Annotated in this window: 14 protein-coding genes; 11 read left to right on the forward strand and 3 right to left on the reverse strand. The window is 49.1% G+C overall.

All coding sequences use genetic code 11. From position 1 onward, the window contains the following. Positions 1 to 5 precede the first annotated feature (5 nt). Positions 6 to 1106 carry a hypothetical protein gene (locus DVH26_RS09810; RefSeq protein ID WP_239633509.1) on the forward strand — a complete coding sequence of 367 codons (1101 nt, stop codon included), beginning with the start codon at positions 6 to 8 and terminating at the stop codon, positions 1104 to 1106. 52 nt (positions 1107 to 1158) lie between these two features. Continuing rightward, positions 1159 to 2001, forward strand: a complete 843-nt coding sequence (locus DVH26_RS09815) for a lipoate--protein ligase family protein (RefSeq protein WP_239633510.1) — start codon at positions 1159 to 1161, stop codon at positions 1999 to 2001. A 140-nt stretch (positions 2002 to 2141) separates the two neighbouring features. Here DVH26_RS09815 and dat read toward each other — a convergent pair whose 3' ends face one another. Beyond that, positions 2142 to 2975: a D-amino-acid transaminase gene (gene dat / locus DVH26_RS09820; protein WP_239633511.1), complete on the reverse strand. Its 834-nt coding sequence runs from the start codon at positions 2973 to 2975 to the stop codon at positions 2142 to 2144. Between the two features lie 521 nt (positions 2976 to 3496). Here dat and DVH26_RS09825 point away from each other — a divergent pair. Continuing rightward, positions 3497 to 6037: an adenosylcobalamin-dependent ribonucleoside-diphosphate reductase gene (locus DVH26_RS09825; protein ID WP_379454365.1), complete on the forward strand. Its 2541-nt coding sequence runs from the start codon at positions 3497 to 3499 to the stop codon at positions 6035 to 6037. Between the two features lie 492 nt (positions 6038 to 6529). On the opposite strand, the gene DVH26_RS09830 is transcribed toward DVH26_RS09825, so the two are convergent. Together DVH26_RS09830 and DVH26_RS09835 are read right to left on the reverse strand one after the other, a co-directional pair. Beyond that, positions 6530 to 7585 carry a hypothetical protein gene (locus DVH26_RS09830; RefSeq protein ID WP_239633513.1) on the reverse strand — a complete coding sequence of 352 codons (1056 nt, stop codon included), beginning with the start codon at positions 7583 to 7585 and terminating at the stop codon, positions 6530 to 6532. Continuing rightward, positions 7560 to 8150 (reverse strand): sigma-70 family RNA polymerase sigma factor, encoded by a 591-nt coding sequence (locus DVH26_RS09835; RefSeq protein ID WP_239633514.1) that lies wholly within the window; start codon positions 8148 to 8150, stop codon positions 7560 to 7562. Before DVH26_RS09835 ends, DVH26_RS09830 begins: the two co-directional genes overlap by 26 nt. Before the next feature lie 736 nt (positions 8151 to 8886). Here DVH26_RS09835 and DVH26_RS09840 point away from each other — a divergent pair. From DVH26_RS09840 to DVH26_RS09875, 8 genes are all read left to right on the forward strand, one after another. Next, the gene (locus DVH26_RS09840; protein ID WP_239633515.1) at positions 8887 to 10428 is read left to right on the forward strand and encodes a response regulator transcription factor; all 1542 of its coding nucleotides are present in this window, start codon (positions 8887 to 8889) and stop codon (positions 10426 to 10428) included. A 22-nt stretch (positions 10429 to 10450) separates the two neighbouring features. Continuing rightward, complete coding sequence (locus tag DVH26_RS09845; protein ID WP_239633516.1) at positions 10451 to 12229, forward strand: sensor histidine kinase; 1779 nt, start codon at positions 10451 to 10453, stop codon at positions 12227 to 12229. A gap of 191 nt (positions 12230 to 12420) precedes the next feature. Continuing rightward, positions 12421 to 13719 carry an ABC transporter substrate-binding protein gene (locus DVH26_RS09850; RefSeq protein WP_239633517.1) on the forward strand — a complete coding sequence of 433 codons (1299 nt, stop codon included), beginning with the start codon at positions 12421 to 12423 and terminating at the stop codon, positions 13717 to 13719. Positions 13720 to 13827: 108 nt separating this feature from the next. After that, positions 13828 to 14694 (forward strand): carbohydrate ABC transporter permease, encoded by an 867-nt coding sequence (locus DVH26_RS09855; protein ID WP_239633518.1) that lies wholly within the window; start codon positions 13828 to 13830, stop codon positions 14692 to 14694. After that, entirely contained in the window at positions 14694 to 15518 is an 825-nt protein-coding gene (locus DVH26_RS09860; RefSeq protein ID WP_239633519.1) for a carbohydrate ABC transporter permease, read from the forward strand. Before DVH26_RS09855 ends, DVH26_RS09860 begins: the two co-directional genes overlap by 1 nt. A 40-nt stretch (positions 15519 to 15558) precedes the next feature. Then, positions 15559 to 18609: a beta-galactosidase, LacZ type gene (gene lacZ, locus DVH26_RS09865; RefSeq protein ID WP_239633520.1), complete on the forward strand. Its 3051-nt coding sequence runs from the start codon at positions 15559 to 15561 to the stop codon at positions 18607 to 18609. Between the two features lie 184 nt (positions 18610 to 18793). Further along, positions 18794 to 20986 (forward strand): alpha-galactosidase, encoded by a 2193-nt coding sequence (locus tag DVH26_RS09870; RefSeq protein WP_239633521.1) that lies wholly within the window; start codon positions 18794 to 18796, stop codon positions 20984 to 20986. 522 nt (positions 20987 to 21508) lie between these two features. After that, the gene (locus DVH26_RS09875) at positions 21509 to 21688 is read left to right on the forward strand and encodes an S-layer homology domain-containing protein (RefSeq protein WP_239633522.1); all 180 of its coding nucleotides are present in this window, start codon (positions 21509 to 21511) and stop codon (positions 21686 to 21688) included. Positions 21689 to 21710: the final 22 nt, after the last annotated feature.

Raw genomic sequence — 21710 nt, forward strand, 5'->3', positions numbered from 1 at the left:
GCTTTTTGAAAAAGTGGCTCCTAGCGCTGGCTGCTTTGATTCTATTCAGCTTAGCACTGTTCGAGTATGTTTCCCGGGGCACCCATCCGCAGGAAAGCGGGACCGGGGTTGGAGCAGCACATCCAACTCGGCTGACGACAGGGGGCGGCGGGGATTTGCTTGTAGCGGATGATTATCACGTATTCAGCGTCGACAGTAAAAGCGGGGGCAGCGAGCGGATTCTGGATACCGACGGTCCTATCAGCAGCATTAGCTATTCGGCCGACCATACCGTGGTTACCGTATACAATCCGAATGACCAGACTTCGTTCCGGGGCTTGTATATTCAGGATAAGCAGTCCAAGAGCTTCACGCCCTATCCGACACCGCAATGGGCTCCTGGAAGAAGCTATGCCTTCGGGGATTTGCTGTTCGTTGCTTCTGCAGACCGTACCGTTCAGCAAGGCAATGAAATGACCAAGGTAGGCATTTTTCAGCTGAAAGAGCATCGGTGGGTGAAGGAATGGCTTGTGCCTGGAGGTGTGGAGGATGTGGAAGGCGCAGGCAAGGACGTGTACTTCGTCACTTCCAACAATGCAAGCACGAGCTCCAATATATATAAAGCTGATCTGGTCACCGGAGAATGGGGGAAGCTGATCCAGGAAGCGAGAAGATATCCGCTGGATCAAGTCAGCGTCGATACGAACGGCGATATTTATATGATGATCTCCCAGCGCCATAAGAGCGAATGGTCCAATAAAATTTATAAATTCAACTCACAGCAGGTTCCATATGAGCTTGCCAACAATTTCGTCTCCAATACGAAGCCGTATTCCTATTCCATGGAGGCTCTGCAAGGAAAAATGCTGATCAACCGCTACGATGTGTCTCACAAAACCGTGGATCTGGAAAAACCGCTGGCGCTGCTCGATTTGAAAAGCCGCAAGCAGGTGCAGCTGGCGTGGGATCACCGGCCTGTCGACGTGGCGGCGATGGGAGACCGTTTTGCGGTGCTTGGAGAGGATGGGGCTGTAGCTATTGTAGCTACAGATGCATCGGAGCAGCCGAGCAGGCAGTTTCAGATTGAAGAACTGACGGAAGCAAGAACGATTTGTGCCAAAAAATAATGGAACCGAGATCTCGGATGATACACGGGATGGAAGGAAAGGCAGGAACAGCATGAATACAAAATGGCGTTTTCTATCTACTGGGTCGCACGATCCTGCATACAATATGGCGGTAGACGAAGCGATTCTGATCGCTCACAGCGAGGGGGCGGTTCCGCCTACCGTGCGATTTTACGGCTGGCAGCCGCCGACGTTGTCCATCGGCTACTTCCAAAAGTCTGAGGAAGTCGATTTCGAACGGCTGGAGCAGGAAGGACTGGGCTTTGTCCGCAGACCGACAGGCGGCAGGGCCGTGCTGCACGATAAGGAGCTGACCTACAGCATTATCGTAGCGGAGAGCTATCCAGGCATTCCGAGCGGAGTGACCGAGGCTTATCGCGTGCTGAGCGAAGGGCTGCTGCTCGGGTTCCGCAAGCTTGGGCTGGATGCGCAGATGGTGCAGCTTGCAAGCGAGGAGGACAAGAGCAAGTACGCCTCCATGGGCTCGGCTGCCTGCTTCGATTCGCCGTCCTGGTACGAGCTGGTGGTAGAAGGCCGCAAAATAGCGGGCAGCGCGCAAACCCGCCAAAAGCAGGTCGTGCTGCAGCACGGATCGATTCTGCTCGATATGGATACGGAGCAGCTGTTCCGCGTCCTGCGCTTTAAAAACGAACGGATTCAGGAGCGGCTGAAGCAGCAGTTTTCGCAAAAAGCGGTAGCGATCAACGACATTTGCCGTGAGCTGGGAAGGCCGACGGTTCAACTGGCGGAAGTGGAAGTCGCATTCCGTGAAGGCGTCGCCGAAGGGCTCGGTGTTGAGCTGGAGGAAGGAGCCTTGACGGATTACGAGCAAACGCTGGTTCAGCAGCTTATTGCGGATAAGTACGGCAATGAGGCTTGGAACTTGCGGAGATAATGTTCTCTTGCGTGGCAGGTTCTAGCCAATGAGCTAGGCCTTAGACACGCGTTATCTTTCTTACTTCAGCTTTGACACTTATACGCAGTATATAGTAAAACCTTCGGAGATGATCTCCGAAGGTTTTTGGGTTATTCAGCTTAAGGCTGCACCAAACGTGTGAACGCTTGTTGAAGCTTGCGCGTCACCGGGCCTGGAGCTCCTTGTCCTACCGGTTTATGATCTACGGAGATGACAGGAGTGATTTCCGTAGTCGTCCCCGAGATGAACGCTTCCTCGGCCGAACGCAGCTCGTCCAATGTAAAGGCTTCTTCCCGAACCGGAATGCCGGCTTCATGAGCAAGCCGCAGAACGACGGCTCTCGTAATGCCATGCAGGATGAGGTTGTTGGCCGGATGCGTACGCAGCTCTCCTTGGGACACCATGAACAGATTGGAGGCGCTGCATTCCGTTACAACCCCGCTGCGGTGCAAAATGACCTCATGGACTCCTTGGTCCAGTGCGTGCTGCTTGGCAAGGACGTTGGGCAGCAGGTTCAATGTCTTCAAATCGCAGCGAAGCCAGCGGATATCGTCCATCGTAACGGCTGTGATCCCTGTTTCCATTGTAGGCAGCGGTCGAGCCATTTCCGTGCAGTAGGCCATCAGAATGGGATCCGTTTCTTTGGGAAAAGGATGCGTTCTTGGCGCCGCTCCCCTGGTAATCTGCATATAAACGGTGCCTTCGTTCAGATGATTGAGCTCGATCAATTGTTTTAACAGCTCGTCGAGCCGCTCTATGGAGTAAGGGAGAGGAATCCGTACGTCTCGTGCGCTGGATTCCAGTCTGCGGTAATGTCCCTCCGCCTCGAAAAGGGCTCCGTTGTATACCCGAAAAACCTCATATACGCCGTCCCCGAAGTAGTAGCCTCGATCATCGGGAGAAATAAGCACCTGGTCTTTCGGATAAAACTCGTTTTGGTACAAGTAGTACATAGCAATAACCTCCTAAAACCGCTGGTATAGCGAAATGCGAACATATGTTTGATTTGTTCTTTTATTTATGATATGCTCCTATCATATGGAAAGCGATACCCTCTAACCCGAGCCTTCTATATTTAGGTTACCAATGTTCGGGACGGATTGTCAAAGGTGTGCATTGAGCTGTGTGCTGAGACACAAATAACTAGTACAGCCAATAGGTCTCGAGTCGCTATATGTCGGATTTTCAATGCTCAAAAGTACTGATTTTTGTCGAATAATATGAAGATTCAATGAGCGAAAAAGCTTGAATACCGGAGCAAATCAAAGCAAATGGCAATACGTCTTGTCCTGGCTTCCAATTTCCGCTATCCGCTCATTAGAAACACAATATGTAGTAAGTTATAATGGATTATGCATACCATATATTGTGATTTTGTTGTAGTCTATTTTTCGGGAGGTTGTTGTAATTGAACACTGTAAACGGCTCTAAACTCGAAGGATTAAGCGAGAAAATATTCCTGGACCGCTATGCGATGAAGAATGCGGATACGAGCCATACGAAGGTCGGAGATACCGTCCTCGTACTGACAAAGGATGACCCGAAATTTCCTGCGAAGGAAGTAGGCGAAGTGATTTCGCGGCAAGGCAAGCAAGTCCAGATTAAGCTTCGCAGTGGAGACATCGTAGAATCTTCGGTCGAGAAATTGACCTTAACATTAGAGAAAACACCGGAGCAGCTGTGGGATCGGTTGGCAGGCGCGATGGCATCGGTAGAAGCAACCCCGGAGAAAGTACAAGAATGGACGGATAAATTCAGATATATACTTGATGACTGGAAGCTGGTTCCCGGCGGGCGTATTGCCGCAGGAGCCGATGCAAGCGACGAGCTGACGCTGTTCAACTGCTACGTTATCCCGTCTCCTCACGACAGCCGCGGCGGAATTATGAGCACCCTGTCCGAAATGACGGAGATTATGGCGAGAGGCGGAGGAGTTGGCATCAACTTGTCTTCCTTGCGTCCTAGACGCGCAGTCGTCAAAGGAGTCAACGGATCTTCAAGCGGCGCCGTATCGTGGGGCGGACTGTTCAGCTATACGACCGGCTTGATCGAGCAGGGAGGAAGCCGGCGCGGTGCTTTGATGCTGATGATGAACGACTGGCATCCCGATGTTGTCGATTTCATCACCGTTAAGCAGACGATGGGACAAATTACGAATGCCAACTTGTCCGTATGTGTCAGCAACGGTTTTATGAAAGCCGTGAAGGAAGATTTGGACTGGGATCTCGTGTATCCCGATACGACGGATGCGGAATATGACGAGCTCTGGGACGGAGATTTGGACAAGTGGAAGAAGCTTGGCAAGAACGTGAATGTATACCGTACCGTAAAAGCTCGCGAGGTGTGGCATACCATCATTGAATCGGCATGGAAGTCAGCCGAGCCGGGCGTCGTCTTTATGGAGTATTACAACCAGATGTCCAACAGCTGGTACTTCAATCCGATCATTTGCACGAATCCGTGCGGCGAGCAGGGATTGCCGGCTTGGGGCGTATGTAATTTGTCCGCGATTAACTTGTCCAAGTTCTATGATGCCGAGAAGCATGACGTGGATTGGGATGAGCTGGGCAAAGTGGTTCGTTATTCGACTCGTTTTCTGGACAACGTTATCGATAAGACGCCTTACCATTTCGAAGAAAACCGGATCAACCAGCAGGGTGAGCGCCGCGTAGGCCTCGGAACGATGGGACTTGCCGAGCTTATGATCAAGCTGGAAATTCGTTACGGCAGCCCCGAATCCCTTGTATTCCTTGATCAGATCTACGGCTTCATGGCCAAAGAAGCTTATCTTGCTTCTGCCGAGATCGCATCGGAGAAAGGAAGCTTCCAGAAGTTCGAAGCGGACAAATTTTTGCAGAGCGGCTTCATGAAGAACATGACCAGCGTATATCCGGAAGTGGGCTCAGCGATCCAAAAGAAAGGAATGCGCAACGTCACGGTTATTACCCAAGCGCCTACGGGCAGCACGGGTACGATGGTTGGCACGTCTACCGGTATCGAGCCTTACTTTGCTTTTGAATATTACCGTCAAAGCCGTCTTGGCTTCGATAAGCAGTATGTTCCAATAGCTCAGCAATGGAAGGATGCTCACCCGGGCGAGGAGCTGCCGGAATATTTCATAACGGCGATGGATTTGTCGGCCGAGGATCATATTCGCGCCCAAGCCGCTATTCAGAAGTGGGTGGACAGCTCCATCTCCAAGACAGCGAACTGCCCTGCTGATTTCACCGTAGAGGAAACGAAAAATTTGTATGAGCTTGCGTTCGACCTGGGCTGTAAAGGTGTTACGATCTATCGCGACGGCAGCCGCGACGTACAAGTGCTGTCCACGGACAAGAAAGAAGATAAGGCCGATGCACAGACTAAAGGTGAAGCTGTGAAGGCGGAATCGAGTAAAGAGGATAGCACGAAGCAGGAGAGTCTTGCGGTAGCTACTACAGCAGCAACGGTTGCAGCTTCTTCCGAAATCAAACCGGGAGCGGTATTGGATAAGGAATACAAACGCCGTCCGCAAATATTGCGCGGTGCTACTTATAAATTCAACACACCGTTTGGCATGGCTTATATCACGATCAATGATATGAACGGCACGCCTAGCGAAATCTTTTTGAATGTCGGCAAAGCCGGCTCCGACGTATTCGCCATGTCGGAAGCGCTCGGACGCGTCATCTCGCTGTTCCTTCGCTACGGAGATCATGGCAACAAGGTACAGCTGCTGACCAAGCATCTGAAGGGCATCGGCGGTTCCGGCGCGATCGGCTTCGGCGCTAATCGCGTAGAATCTATCGCCGATGCAGTAGCGAAGGCACTGGAGATGCACGGCGACTTCTCCGACGAAGCGGACGCTTACGTGACGGCGACGCAGGAAGTCGTCATGGAGTCAACGGCGAAGTACGCTGTGACTCGCCAATCGGCTACGTCGCTCGACTTGTGCCCGTCTTGCGGCAGCGCCTCGCTGATTAACAGCGAGGGATGCAAGAACTGCACCAACTGCGGCTACAGCCGTTGCAGTTAAGATAAAAGAGAGGGGGGAGCCCCTCTCTTTGTTGTTGTTTTGTAATATTCCACAATTAATTAGACTTATTTCATAATTTGTTAGACGGTTGTTCCAAAATCTGTTAGAAAAAAGTTGTTTATGCAACGTGGTGAAAAAAAATCGCAAAGTGCTGACCCCAAAAGGGTCATCTTCCTCGAATATGATCGTTACTTCTTGCGGATTTAGGTCAAAGGGGATTTTTTTCAGTAAATTATGGGCAAAGGAAAGCCGCCCGACCTCTAAGCTTGCTCTTGGTAAGCCGTGAAACGGGGAGTACCTAAAACCCCAAGGTGGTTGTCGAATCACAATCATAAATAAAAGCTCTGAATCTGTAGTCTTGAAACTTAAAAACCCGCAGGAAGGACACTTTTCATTAAAAATGCCTTCTTGCGGGTCACCGTTTAGATTCGGGGTTATAATACACCTAGTCCCCGACTACCTACGATGTTTGTGATCTAGACCCTTGATTTGTTATTTCTTCGACGAAGTTTCCGTTTTGTGTTCAATAATTTGCAATACTTTTGGTTCAACAGCTTTTAACAGTTGTTCATTGGAAAGATTGCTTTTTGGAACATCGCCACTATTTTCGCCTTGAATTTGTAAATCTACCTGTGTTTTTGCAATGACATCAACCACTTGTTGTCTAGATACATTTTTAGATGCAGCAATTTCCACAACCGATTTACCTTTTGCTAATTCTTGCTTTAATTCCGTTGGGCTAATTTTTAGTAAAGAAAACAGTTTTTCATCATTTAAATACGCATCAGCAAAATAATCAGGCTTACCATTTGTAGAGAAGAAACCTTCTACTTTAATGTTTAATGGTGTGGTCTCCCCTCCGATCAGAGAAACACTGATTGTATTGCCCTGAACAAATACCTGGTAGAACGGTGTTTTTGATCCCTTTTTGGTGTAATTCAACATAAATGTTTTATGAACCGGGTTCTCCATTTGCTCCATAGCAAACTCGTATTCTCCGATGTCGCCATACATTTTATCAATGAGATTATCTACCCTCGACTTGATTTCCTGATCGGTTAAAGCAGTGAGCGGCTTCTCCTTAGGCTCCCAATTCTCTTGATTCACGTGTTCAATTGCACCCGTAATACTGTTTGTATGAAGGGTAATCTTTTTGCCGATTCCTCCTTTTTCGTGCAATGTGATGCTTGTTTGGACGCCTTGAACGCTGCTTGCATCGATAATCTCAAACGATTTTGTTTCGGGAAATGCGCTATACAGCTTCTCAAGTATTGCTTTGCCAACCTCATCCACCTTGACTTGCTCAGCCGTCATTGGTGCTCTAGTAAGCATTTCAATCAGGGGAGGGGCCGCAAATGCTGCGGTTGGAATCAAAATCGCGGCAGCAACTATTCCGCCAATTAAACGTTTTTTCATGGTTATTTTGCTCCTTTTTCGTTGCAAATAATGAGAATAGGATTGTTCTATTCGTTTGGAAATGGTTGGAGGACACGCCATAGTTTCTCCCTCTTTGTGCAGATGTTCACGAATTTTGCGTTCGATAGTCATTGATATTTTCCATCCTTTCCGGGGGGAGATTCCATAAGTTTTTTCGAAGCGACTGAAGGCCAGCATGATATCTGGACTTGACTGTACCCAGTGGAATATCGAGCAAAGTCGCAATTTCCTCAAGAGTATAGTCGTGAAAAAAGCGAAAGATAATCACTGTCCGCTGTTTATCGGTCAGATTTTGGATTGCCTGCGATATCATTTGGTTCGTCCCATCCATCAACACAGTAGGCTGATCCCAATGAGGCTCTTCCCGAGAGAAGGCACGAATGCGTTCAAAAATTCGGAATCTCCGCCAGTTCTTGACCCGAAATCTCTGTACTTGACGAATTACCAAGCCGTGTAGCCAGAAGCGGAAAGGTCGGTTCGTATCGTAGTTGACAAGCGAGGTCCACATTTGCATATAGATCTCATTCATGATATCTTCCCGATCCTGCTGATGATTCACCAGAAAGGAGACTGTCCGGTAGATGTCCTGATAGGTGGCATCATACATCATATGAAACGCCCGTTGATCACCATCTTTCATTTTTATAAGTAATTGGTACATGTATTCACTTTGCATTCAGAAGGCCCTCCTGAGTAAGCTGCTTACACACTATATTGTCTTTCTATCGGAATAAGGTTCGGTTCTCTTCTTATTTTTTTGAAAACGGTAGAGTGTGCAAAAGGCTATCGATCCAACCAGGAGTACCGCGACCCACATGGATTTAGGATTTGTATTCAAGACAATCCCTCTACTTAGGGGAAATCGAAATCAAATGCACTCAAAGGAAAAGGAGTCTCTGCAGAAAATAGCGCTTAAAGAAACCTAGTCATTATCATACAATACACATTGTATCAAGTCCTCGCGGATCGGGGCTGGATGTAATAAGCTTTTTCATGATCAAAAGTCTGTGAATATATGTATATACTGTAAGAGGCTAAGATTTTTTTTCTAACAAATTCTGAAACAAACCGCTATTTTCGTCGCAGCGTACTTCAAATTCTAACAAATTCTGCAACAACAAAAAACGAAGCCGCGCGGGTTTGTGGGCTCCGTTTTCTAATTAATTCGTAAATATCACACTTTTTTTAGCAGCAGGTAGACCCCATCTATCCGCCTTAATCTCGCATTTTCTTTGTAATTTCGTTTGTTTTTTGCTAGAATAGGTTGCCAAGGAATGGCATGGCGGATACCATTTCCATAATAGAATCGAGAGAGGGACGCTTCACACAGAAGCATCCTCTTTCGTTTTTTTGCATGTATAAAAATGGATGTCATTGCGAGACTAATTATATTTGGATTGAAGGAGCGGAACATGGAGGTAAAGGGCAGAATCCTCGTGGTTGACGATGAAATGCTGGTGCGTCAAGGAATTATCCATCTGTTGAACTGGGAAAGCGAAGGGTTTCAAATCGTCGGCGAAGCCGCCAACGGCAAGGAGGCGCTGGAGCTGGTTCATTTGCACCGGCCGCATATTATTTTGACCGACATTGTGATGCCGTTGATGGACGGTACAGAGCTGACGAAAGTCGTGAAGGCGATGTATCCGGACATTGAAATTGTAGTGTTGAGCAGCTTCGGCGAATTTGAATATGTTCGCTCGACCTTTCAGAGCGGCGTTGCCGATTATATGCTGAAGCCGAAGCTTGATGCCGCTTCTCTGTTGGCAGTGCTGCATAAAACGGCTCAGCGCATCCCCGAACTGCGGGGTATGGAGCTGACCGGAGAAAGTAAGCATTCCCTGGACTATATTCTCGATAAGCTGATTTCCGGCTATTCCATCCCGTACGACCGTCAGGAGCTGGAAAGCGCTCTTCCTTACACTGACTTTGCTCTATTGATCGCGGATGCGCAGCTGGGTTCGGCAACATTGCAACGCAGCGAAGAATGGGCCGAGGCCGTCATCGGAGCCACTGTGCAACATATGCAAAGTCCAATGACTGTGCGGCTGCTGTCTCTTCAAGACGGGCAAATCCGCTTCTTGCTGAACCTGGATCCGGAGGCCAAAGCGGCCGCCGCTCGTTTGGTCAGACAGCTTGCGGAAACTGGGGCCAGCTCGGGCATGGGCTTGTTTTTCGCGCTTAGCCGATTTTTTACAGACATTGAAGCCATGCACGAGGTTTATACCAATGAAATTATGCAAATCGTCAACCACCGCTTCTTTTTGTCGAACCGGCAGTACTTGATTTTGGATGAGCTGAATGAGCAAGGGGAAAGCGTCAGTTTTGATATGGAAGCTTTTAATGCCGGGCTGAATCGCCAAGAGTATCCTCAGGCATTTGGGCGGCTGCGCAGCTATGTGCAGTCGATGCCCGGGCGGATGGACATGGACATGTTCGCGTTGAAATCGTCTTTAGGCCACTGCCTTTTCAATATTATCGTTTCCCTGCTGCATTTTCATTATGAGGCGGCTTCCTTGGATGAAAGCAAGTATGAGTATTTTCGTTCGATTCATGAGGCGGATCATATTACAGACGTGATTGCGCTGGTAGAAAAATTTTTGAACGAGGCAATGGAATGCGTCACTGGCAAAAAAGCCGGCTCGCCGGCCTTTCAAAAAATTTTACAGTATATCGACGAGCATCTTTCGGAACCGCTGACATTAACGGAAGTGGCGAAGCTGTTTCATTTTAACGCCTCGTATTTGTCCAATTATTTTACCGTTCATAATAAAGAAGGCTTTAACGAGTACTTGAACCGCATTCGCATCGATAAGGCGTGCGAGCTGCTGCGTGATAACTCGGCGCTTTCGATCGCAGAAATAGGCAGCCTGGTCGGCTATTCCGACCACAGCTATTTTACTAAAGTGTTTCGCAAGCTGAAGGGGATTTCGCCCAGTCTATATCGTAAAAATTAAATGAGGGGACAATCGGCTGCCAATGGGAATCCGTCTACGGAAAATCGCAGAACAAAGCTTATTTAGCAAAATTTTTATCGTCATGGTAATCAGTATTATTTCCATCACGATCTTAACCTCATGGGTGACTTTGCAAATGTCTAAAAAGCTGTTTGTACAAACGTTCAGTATCACAAATTCGAAGATTATCGACCAGATCAAAAGCGGTTTGGAATCGTTCCACTACTCCAACGTAAACATAGCGATTAATACAGCGCAAAGCGCTGCAATTAAAAATTATTTGACCTGGCCGGATATGGACTCTCTGACGAACAACAGGACTGTTTACAGCATGGAGGATCAGATGAACCGGATCCAATCGCGAATCGGCACCAAAAGCATTGGGATCTTGCTGCTCGGCGTAAACGGCAAAAGCTATATCAGCAACCGTGCTTATTGGACCGGCTCTCCGCAAGACCTTCAGCAAAATCCGATTACACAAAGCACGCTCAGTCAGCCTGGAAAGCTGCTATACAGCTTTATGAAAGATAAGGCTGCGAGTTCCGGCGAGCCTTATTTGGTCGCTTCGAAAGCGCTGTACATACCGGGAAGCGAGCAAATTTACGGCACGCTGTACATGATGATCAGGGAAAGCGAATTTAGCGGCAGTTACAACAGTTTTACGAGTACCGGCAATGATGTGATGATCCTCAATCAATCCGGAGTCATCGTCTCCAGCAATCGGAGGGAGCTTGTCGGGACGGTGTCAGACCAGCTGTTGGATAGCGCCAAGACGCTACAGCAAACGGGAGGGGCCAATCTGGAGATGGAAATAATCGGCAAAGACGTTATCGTGCTTGCCGATTATTTGCCGTTGTTTGATTTTTACATTGTGAATGTGATCGATAAAAATATGGTGCTCGGCCATATGCTCAACACGCAGGCGATCGTGCTTATTTGTACAGGCATCGTGGCGGCTGCAGTACTGCTCGTTTACTTCATAACGCGCAGGCTGACCAAATCACTGCGAACGCTCGTCAAGAAGATGTCGAACGTAACCAAAAACAATTTTAACAACTACATGACGGTCTCCGGTACCTACGAAACGAGGGAGCTAAGCAATTCCTTCAATTATATGCTCGACGAGCTCAATGATTATATCAGCAAACTTGTTGAAACCCAGAAGGAGCAGCGAAGGGCGGAGCTGGCTGCGCTGCAGCAGCAAATCAACCCTCATTTTCTGTATAATACGCTCGCTTCCGTGAACATATTGGTCCAGCGGGGCAGCAATGAGCAGGCTACAGAGACGATTCATGCGCTCATCTCGCTGCTTCAAAATACGATCAGCAATGTCAAAGAAACGATTACGGTTGAGCAGGAGCTGCAGAGCCTGAAGCATTACGTGTTTATTAACCAGGTGCGCTATGGCCACGGCATTAAAGTCGATTACTTCGTCTCGCCGGATTGCCTGATGGCGCAGGTGCCCAAGCTGATGCTCCAGCCTTTTATCGAAAATGCCTTTTTTCATGCTTTTCATAAAAAACATACAGGTTATATTTACGTCATCATCACCAGAGACCGGGAAACACTGGTCTGCGAGGTCGTCGATAATGGCGACGGAATGGAGCAGGCACCTTATGAGGAGACAACCACGAATCCGACCCATGCGAAGCAGCCGTTCACAGGCATCGGGATCCGCAACGTTCACGACCGCTTATTGCTGCTGTACGGCAAGGAGTACGGCGTTTCGATGGAGAGCGGATTGGGCCAGGGCACAAAAATTACCATTAAGATTCCGTGGATGACCGATCAGCCGGTATAAACACCTGCAATGCTAAAAAAAGTACAAATTCTAAAAATAGTACAAGTTCTAAAAAAATATGAGAATAAAAACGGATGCAACTCCAAAGAATAACACTAATTGATGAAAAGTAATTCCTAACAGGCCGTTTTTGAGGGATGTTATGATTACTTTGTAAGCATTTTCATAATCAATCAAACAGGGGGAGCAATATGAAAAAGAAACTTTCTGCAGTCCTGCTGTCGAGTCTTTTGCTGTTATCGGCATGCTCGAGCAATTCTGGCAACACGACGAAGCCTTCGGATCAAGCGTCGCCCGGCACCAAGGAGATTACAGTCTGGGCATGGGACAAAAATTTCAATATCGCAGCGATGAAGCTGGCGGAAGAAGCGTACGTAAAGGATCATCCTGATGTGAAAATCAACATCGTGGAATACGCCCAGGATGACATTATCCAAAAGCTGAATACCGGACTTAATTCCGGCACGACCTCGGGTTTGCCTAACGTAGTATTGATCGAGGACTATCGCGCCCAGAGCTTTTTGAAAGCGTATCCCGATTCTTTCCAAGACCTGTCGTCTTCCATTAAAGCGTCTGATTTTGCCGATTACAAAATCGGATCGACCAGTCTAAACGGTAAACAGTACGGTCTTCCGTTCGATTCCGGCGTAACTGGATTGTATGTCCGCACCGACTACCTGCAGCAAGCCGGCTATAAAGTCGACGATATGAAGAACATCGATTGGGACAAGTTTATTGAGATCGGCAAAGCGGTAAAAGCAAAAACAGGCAAAGATATGCTGACGCAGGATCCGAACGACCTTGGTTTAATCCGCATGATGATTCAGTCGGCAGGCTCCTGGTATCTGAAAAGCGACGGCTCTACGCCGGATTTGAAAGACAATGCAGCGCTGAAGGACGCTTTCCAAACTTACAAAACTTTAATGTCCGCCAATATCGTGAAGATTACTTCCGACTGGAACTCTTTCCTGGCTGGCTTTAACAGCGGCGCTGTCGCAACGGTGCCGACAGGCAACTGGATCACGCCGTCAGTCAAGGCGCAAGCTGATCAATCCGGCAAATGGGCCGTCGTTCCGTTCCCTAAACTGAAAAACACAGCCAACTCGGTCAACGCTTCGAACCTTGGCGGAAGCTCCTGGTATGTGCTGAATAGCCCTGGTAAAGAGCTTGCGGCGGATTTCCTCGGAAAAACGCTTGGCTCCAATATAGATTTGTATCAAAAAATGCTGACCAATATCGGAGTTATCGGCACCTATAAGCCTGCGGCTTCGGGCGACGCTTATACGAAAGCGGACGAGTTCTTCGGCGGCCAGAAGATCAGCTCTGATTTTGCAACATGGACGACTCAAATTCCAAAGGTCAACTATGGCATGCATACGTATGAGATCGAAGATATTCTCAAAGTCGAAGCGCAGAGCTATTTGAAGGGTACGGATTTGAATAAAGTGTTGAGTGACGCGCAATCTCAAGCGGAGTCGCAAATTAAGTAACCCGTTACATTTCCGATCAACGCTGACCTTCGTTTTGCCGAATTGCACATGGCGAGGTCAGCGTTTCCATTTTTCTGAAGGAAAGGTTTGGTAGCCTTGAACTATACAATGAAAAACCGAGCAAAGTTGACGGGATGGCTGTTTATTGCGCTTGCCGTAATCTTGATCTGTATCTTTTACTTTTATCCGATGATTCAAGCCTTGCTGCTCTCCTTTAAGACCGGAGCCGGAGCAAACCTGCACTTCAATGGAGTCGACAATTACAAACGGCTGTTTAGCGATAAGACGTTCTTCACTGCGGTCAAAAATACGTTTATCTATTTGATCATTCAAGTGCCTATCATGATTTTGCTGGCCATGATCATCTCCGTGTTGCTTAACGACAGCAATCTGCGGTTCAAGGGATTTTTCCGCACGGCGATTTTTTTGCCATGTATCACTTCGCTTGTCGCTTATTCAGTCGTGTTTAAATATTTGTTTGGCAATGACGGTTTGATCAATCTGGCGCTGCTGAAGCTGCATATTCTCGCGCAACCGATTCAATGGATTTCCGATCCGTTCTGGGCGAAGGTAACCATTATTATTGCGATTACTTGGCGCTGGACCGGCTATAATATGATTTTTTATTTGTCGTCGCTGCAAAACATCGACAGCTCGATCTATGAAGCCGCTCGCCTCGACGGCGCTTCCTCGGTCCGGCAGTTTTTCAGCATTACGGTGCCATTATTGAAGCCGATCATTTTGTTTACCTCGATTACTTCGACGATCGGAACGCTTCAGCTGTTCGACGAAATTGTTAATATTACAAAAGGCGGACCAGGTAATGCAACCCTTTCGATTTCACAATACATCTACAATCTTTCGTTCAAATACTCTCCCGACTTTGGTTATGCCGCTACCGTCTCCTATTCGATTGTGGTCATGATCATCGTGCTGTCCGTCCTTCAAATAAAACTGGCAGGTGAGAATAAATAATGAACAAGTTGAAAAAGACCTTCATCTATGTGTTTTTGACCGCTGTAGCGATCATCTCGATATTCCCGTTTATTTGGATGGTTATCAGCTCGACGAATCTTTCCGTGGATGTCACCCAGGGGAGAATGCTGCCGGGAAGCCATTTTGTGCAAAATTTCACCAAGCTGGTGAACTCGGTCAACCTGTTCCAAGCTTTCGGCAATTCACTCAAAATCTCTTTATCGACGACAGTGCTGGCACTGGTGATTGCCTCGCTGGCCGGTTACGGCTTTGAAGTTTACCGCAGCAAAGCGAAAGATGTCGTGTTCAACATTTTGCTGCTGTCGATGATGATTCCGTTCGCGGCGCTGATGGTGCCGCTTTATCAAATGTTTTCCAAACTGTCGCGAACGGCTCCCGCGTTGGGCGTCAATACGATCGTGGCGGTCGTGCTTCCGACCTTTACGACTGCGTTCCTCATTTTCTTTTTCCGTCAAAGCACGAAAATGTTCCCGAAGGAGCTGCTGGAGGCCGGACGCATGGACGGCTTAACCGAGCTCGGCCTGTTTTTCCGCATCTACGTGCCGACGATGAAGACAACTTTCGCCGCCGGGGCGATAATTACATTTATGTCCAGCTGGAACAACTACTTATGGCCGCTGATTGTGCTGCAGACCCCGGATAAAAGAACGATTCCGCTCTTAGTCTCGAACTTGGGCTCCAGTTATTCGCCGGATTTCGGTGTGATTATGACGGCTATCGTTATTTCCACATTGCCGACTGCACTGGTTTTCTTCCTTATGCAAAAACAATTTGTTGCCGGAATGGTCGGATCTGTAAAATAGAGTAAAGTACAAAAAAAGAAATTTTTAGGAGACGAAACGAATGGGTCATACGAAACCAAGCCTGGATTGGCTTCAGGATGTCAGCATTTTTAGAGTGAACAGGCTGGATGCTCACTCAGACCATCGCTACTATAGCTCGATGGCGTCCGCCACCGCCGGATTGCCGATGGACATGCACCACAGCTTGAACGGCAGCTGGCATTTCAGCTATGCGGTTAATCCGGCAAGCCGGATTTCCGAGTTTTACGAAATGGATTACAATTGCTCCGCTTGGGAGCATATTCAGGTGCCGGGCCATATTCAGCTTCAGGGCTGGGGCCAGGCGCAGTACGTAAACACGATGTATCCGTGGGACGGGCTGGCCGATCTTCGTCCGCCGCACATTTCCCAGGATCATAATCCGGTGGGCAGTTATGTGAAGCATTTTGATCTGCCTGCCCATATGCAGGACAAGCCAGTTTATATTTCTTTTCAAGGCGTCGAATCGGCTTTTTACCTTTGGCTGAACGGCGAATTTGTCGGTTACAGCGAGGACAGCTTCACGCCTTCCGAATTCGATTTGACCCCGTATATCCGCGACGGGTCGAACAAGCTGGCTGTCGAGGTATATCAGCGCAGCACCGGGAGCTGGCTGGAAGATCAAGATTTTTGGCGCTTCTCCGGCATTTTCCGCGACGTGTATTTATTTACGGTTCCGAAGCACCATGTTTGGGATTTGCGCGTCAAAGCCGAACTGGATGACCGCTATGAAAACGGCACCTTGAAGGTGGATTTGGCGCTGCGCGCAGATCCCTCCGCTCCCGTTCATGCGCTGCTCGAATTGAAAGACGCCGCGGGCAGGACGTGTCTTACTGAAACGAACGAGTTCCAAAGCGGCAGGCTGGAAGTGGTTGCTGAAGCAGGCCGCGTGCATCTGTGGAGCGCAGAGAGCCCGTATTTGTATTCACTGCTAATTTCGATTTTGGATGAGCACGGGGAACTGGTCGAAGCGATCGTGCAAAAGGTCGGCTTCCGCCGTTTTGAGATGAAGGACAAGCTGATGTGCCTTAACGGCAAACGGATTTTGTTTAAGGGCGTAAACCGCCACGAGTTCAACTGCCGCAGCGGGCGGGCGATCACGAAGCAGGACATGCTGTGGGATATCCAGACGCTGAAGCGCAGCAACATCAACGCCGTCCGGACCTCTCACTATCCGAACCAAACGTTGTGGTACGAGCTGTGCGACGATTATGGTGTCTACGTTATCGATGAGATGAATTTGGAAACGCATGGATCCTGGCAAAAAATGGGCGCCGTCGAGCCTTCTTGGAACATCCCTGGCAACGATCTGCAGTGGCAGGACATCGTGCTCGACCGTGCGCGCTCGATGTTGGAACGGGATAAGAACCATCCTTCCATCTTGATCTGGTCGTGCGGCAACGAGTCTTATGCGGGAGAGGTCATTTTGAACGTGTCGAATTATTTCCGCGAAACCGACCCGAGTCGGCTTGTCCATTACGAGGGCGTATTCCATAACCGCAAATATGATGCGACCAGCGACATGGAGAGCAGAATGTACGCGAAGCCGGCGGATATTGAAGCCTATCTTCAAAGCCAGCCAGCTAAACCGTACATCAGTTGTGAATATATGCATGCCATGGGCAACTCTGTCGGTGGCCTGCATAAATATACGGAACTGGAAAACAAGTACCCGATGTATCAAGGCGGCTTTATTTGGGACTATATTGACCAAGCGTTGGTGAAAAAAGACCGTTTCGGCCGCGAATATTTAGCTTACGGCGGCGATTTCCAGGATCGTCCGTCCGATTATAGCTTCTGCGGCAATGGCCTTGTATATGCGGATCGGCAAATCACGCCGAAAATGCAGGAGGTTAAATTCCTCTATCAAAATTATAAGCTGGAGCCGACCCGTACGCATATCAAAATCGTTAATGAAAGCTTGTTCACAGGAACGGACCATCTTCTATTAGAGTATAGCCTGTATCGTGATGGCAAGCAGATACGGATATGGCAAACCAATGTCGACGTACAGGCGCAAAACCAAATTAGCATCCCGATAGAACTGCCCCATATGGAAGAGGTACCCGGTGAGTATTGTCTGCAAGCTTCGCTGAAGCTTAAAGAGGCGCTCCTGTGGGCCGAGGCCGGATTTGAGGTCGCTTTTGGCCAAAAGATTGTGGCAATCCAGACTCCATCCGATCGCAGTCTGCCATCCGGAGCTCTTAAAGTGGTCGAAGGCGATGTAAATATCGGTGTCATGGGCAAGGACTTTTCCGTTCTATTTTCCAAGCAGGTCGGATCGCTGGTATCAATCAGATACAGTGGTCGCGAAATGATCGCCGTACCACCGACGCCGTTATTTTGGAGGGCCACCACCGATAATGATAAAGGGACGTCGCTCAGCTTCACGGCAGGCGCTTGGTACGCAGCGAGTTCAGCGAGAAAATGGGCAAAGGTTGAACTACAGCAAACGTCGGAAACGGCAACCGTCTCGTTTGAGTACACGTTCAGCATCCATTCCGAAATACGTGTTAGAACGGCCTACACGGTGTACGCGGATGGAGTCATCCGTGTGCATACCTGCTACAAAGGAGCCGAGGGGCTTCCGAATCTGCCTATCGTTGCTCTATCTTTCAAGATGACGTCTGAGTATAACCAATCCGAATGGTACGCAATGGGTCCTGAAGAAAACTATATCGACCGCGCTTGCGGGGCGCGCTTAGCTGTTTTCAGCAGCCCGGTCGATCAATTGCCTTCGCGTTATCTCGTTCCGCAGGAATCGGGCAACCGCACTGGCGTCCGAAGCGTGAAAATAACCGATGCGAATGGACTAGGGCTTATGATCAAAGCCGATCCGCTTGCTCCAGTAGAGTGCAATGTATCTCCGTATTCCGCTTTTGAGCTGGAGCAGGCTAATCATCATTGGGAGCTGCCGGAGGTGCATTATACGGTCGTAACCGTGGCGGGCAGACAAATGGGAGTAGGCGGAGACGACAGCTGGGGCGCACCTGTACACGATGAATATTTGATACCGTCAAACCAGGATTTGGAATTCGAATTTTATATTTGCGGCATTACTGTGAAGGAATGACAGGCATCGAAAAAATTTGCTTCAGTAAATGAATCATTGGGGCTGCCGAGAACTGCGAAAAATCATTTTGAGTTAAAAAGAGCGAGACTATGGGGTTAGATTCCCCGCCCATCTCGCTCTTTTCCTTTCACCATGGTCCATTTGAGGAGAATCTATATCGTAATTGGAGTGAGGGAGAAGCACTATGAATATCTATTATAACGAAAATCAGCAGATGTTCCATCTGCAGTCTACGGATATGAGTTACATCATACAACTGGTGAACGGATATCCGTCTCATGCATACTGGGGAAAGAGACTGGATCAGGATGGGAACTTAGACGATATTCTGATGTTGCAGGAGCGATGCTCGTTCAGCCCTAATCCGGTGCCGGACGACAGGAGTATCTCGCTCGATACATTGCCGCAGGAATATCCACAGTATGGAACTAGCGATTTCCGCCATCCGGCTTATCAGGTACAGCTGCAGGATGGGAGCCGGATTACAGAGCTGTTATATAGAACGCACCGAATCGTAAGGGGCAAGCCTGCGCTGGATGGGCTGCCGGCTGTCTATGCCGAGTCGGAACAGGAAGCGATGACACTGGAGCTGGAGCTGATCGACACCTATTCCGGATTGCTGGTTATTATCAGCTACACGGTTTTTAAAGCGTTCAGTGCCATAACACGATCCGTACGATTTGTCAATAATGGGCACCAAGCTCTGAATCTGCGCAGCGCGTTGAGCGCAAGTGTCGACTTTGCCGATGCCGAGTACGACTGTTTGGTTTTAACAGGCGCCTGGGTAAGGGAAAGGCACATGCAAAGAAGTCATCTCACTATGGGTGTCACTACAAAAATTGAGAGCCGTCGCGGCTCCAGCAGCCATCAGGCGAACCCGTTCATCGCCTTGCTCCGGCCGGACGCAGGCGAAGATCAGGGGGACGTGTTCGGGTTCAGCCTCGTATATAGCGGGAATTTCGCTGCTCAAGCCGAAGTGGATCAGTTCGCTACGGTGCGGGTGTCGATCGGCATCAATCCGTTTGATTTCGTTTGGCTGCTGGAGCCGGGAGAATCGTTTCAAACGCCGGAAGCAGTGCTTGTCTATTCGTCCGAAGGCTTGGGAGGCATGTCGAGAACGTACCATAAGCTGTACCGTACAAGGCTGTGCCGAGGGGTTCATCGCGATAAGGAACGGCCGATTCTGGTGAATAACTGGGAAGCGACATACTTTGATTTCAACGCTGACAAAATTGAAGCGATCGCAGGCGTTGCCGCTGAGCTTGGGATTGAATTGTTCGTGCTCGATGACGGCTGGTTCGGCAAACGCGATGACGATACTACTTCTCTCGGAGATTGGACGGTCGACCGCAAAAAGCTGCCGAACGGTCTGGAAGATTTGGCTGCGCGTGTAAATAAGCTTGGACTTCAGTTCGGTCTATGGTTTGAGCCGGAGATGATATCGCCAGAGAGCGAGCTGTATCGCCTTCACCCGGACTGGTGCCTGCATGTGCCGGACCGGCGCAGAACGGAAGGACGGTGCCAATTCATTCTCGACTATTCTAGACAAGATGTCAGGGAGTATATTTTTGACGCGCTCAGCGACATCTTCCGAACGGTCCCCGTCGCCTATGTCAAATGGGATATGAACCGTAATATGACGGAGATTGGTTCCGCTGCACTGCCGGCGGAACGCCAATCCGAAGTAGCGCACCGGTATATGTTGGGACTTTATGGGCTGTTGGAGAAGCTGAGCGGAACATTTCCGAACATCCTTTTCGAGAGCTGCTCCGGCGGAGGAGGCCGGTTCGATCCGGGAATGCTCTACTATATGCCGCAGACGTGGACAAGCGACGATACGGACGCAGTCGAGAGGCTCAAAATCCAATACGGAACCAGCATCGTCTACCCGGTCAGCGCGATGGGTTCGCACGTTTCTGCGGTACCGAATCATCAGGTGGGCCGCATCACGCCGCTCAGGACCAGGGGCGACGTGGCAATGTCCGGCAACTTCGGATATGAGCTGGACCTGACCAAGCTATCTGAAGAAGAGAAAGCGGTCATAAAGCGGCAAGTGAGCGATTATAAAGAGCTTCGCGGGCTTGTTCAGAGCGGCGACTTGTATCGGTTAAAAAGTCCGTTTACCGGAAACGAAACGGCTTGGATGTTCGTTTCGGAAGATAAGAAGAAAGCAGTCGTGTTCTATTTCCGGGTGCTGGCGGAGCCCAATGCTCCGCTGCGGAGGCTGCAGCTTCGCGGTCTGAATGCGAACTTCGATTATCGCGTCAGCCAGCTCGGCACCAGCTACCGCGGAGACAGGCTATTGCACTTCGGGCTGAATCTGCAGCAGATCGACGGCGATTATGCCAGTGTTTGGTTTAAGCTGGACGCCGAGTAACGATACGTTTAGTCTCAGCAAATGTGATTGGTTGTGATTGATATTTATGTGGTAGTAATTTCCCCCCGAACAGAGCTAACAACTGTCTCGGGGGTTCTTTTTTTCTGTCATCAAGAATGCCCCGCCCCGTCAAACCGCAGAAAACCGCTTTATAGAAGCCGTACCGTGTCCAATGGTCCGCCGAAGCCCGCTGTAACGCGGAAATACCTCGTTATGTCCTGGTGCTCGATATTCTCAAATTCGAAACTCCGGCGCGGGCATGAGTATCCTGCACGATCACCCAGCAGTCGGACAGTCCGTTAAAAAAGCGGATTTAGGTAAATAACAAAAATCATACAGAAAGACCTAAAGATTCTTAAGGCCTGGAATGGAGGGATCACAGTACAGTGTAAGCATCCATGGAACGAAGCTCTTAATGGGAATGAAAGCGGTTTATTGTGAGCGATCATCTCCTGTCTGCCAAAAAGCTCCACATAAAATTCCCTAATGGGGCCGCATCTATTACCGTGAAGGTGAACAACGTTGCCAAGTTTGCGGTTTGCGGTATTCGGCGTCGATCAGGCGGCAAGCCCGCTAGCTCCGAAACCGACGGTCAACTTGAGTGACCTGGCGGCACACTGGGCGGAGTCCGATGTCAAACAAGCGATTGACCTGGGAATTGTCAGCGGTTATCCGAACGGTACGTTCAATCCGGATCGATAATCGCCAACGCCCTGGGCCAGTC

The organism is Paenibacillus sp. H1-7 (assembly GCF_022354825.1).
Taxonomy (GTDB): Bacteria; Bacillota; Bacilli; order Paenibacillales; family NBRC-103111; genus Paenibacillus_S.

Bases quoted from the DNA above. Each gene is read 5' to 3' on its own strand.
- DVH26_RS09815 (WP_239633510.1), top strand. From the start codon at position 1,159: ATGAATACAAAATGGCGTTTTCTATCTACTGGGTCGCACGATCCTGCA.
- DVH26_RS09835 (WP_239633514.1), bottom strand. From the start codon at position 8,150: ATGCAAAGTGAATACATGTACCAATTACTTATAAAAATGAAAGATGGT.
- dat (WP_239633511.1), bottom strand. From the start codon at position 2,975: ATGTACTACTTGTACCAAAACGAGTTTTATCCGAAAGACCAGGTGCTT.
- DVH26_RS09870 (WP_239633521.1), top strand. From the start codon at position 18,794: ATGAATATCTATTATAACGAAAATCAGCAGATGTTCCATCTGCAGTCT.
- DVH26_RS09830 (WP_239633513.1), bottom strand. From the start codon at position 7,585: ATGACTATCGAACGCAAAATTCGTGAACATCTGCACAAAGAGGGAGAA.
- DVH26_RS09845 (WP_239633516.1), top strand. From the start codon at position 10,451: ATGGGAATCCGTCTACGGAAAATCGCAGAACAAAGCTTATTTAGCAAA.
- DVH26_RS09850 (WP_239633517.1), top strand. From the start codon at position 12,421: ATGAAAAAGAAACTTTCTGCAGTCCTGCTGTCGAGTCTTTTGCTGTTA.
- DVH26_RS09855 (WP_239633518.1), top strand. From the start codon at position 13,828: ATGAAAAACCGAGCAAAGTTGACGGGATGGCTGTTTATTGCGCTTGCC.
- DVH26_RS09825 (WP_379454365.1), top strand. From the start codon at position 3,497: ATGAAGAATGCGGATACGAGCCATACGAAGGTCGGAGATACCGTCCTC.
- DVH26_RS09860 (WP_239633519.1), top strand. From the start codon at position 14,694: ATGAACAAGTTGAAAAAGACCTTCATCTATGTGTTTTTGACCGCTGTA.
- DVH26_RS09840 (WP_239633515.1), top strand. From the start codon at position 8,887: ATGGAGGTAAAGGGCAGAATCCTCGTGGTTGACGATGAAATGCTGGTG.
- lacZ (WP_239633520.1), top strand. From the start codon at position 15,559: ATGGGTCATACGAAACCAAGCCTGGATTGGCTTCAGGATGTCAGCATT.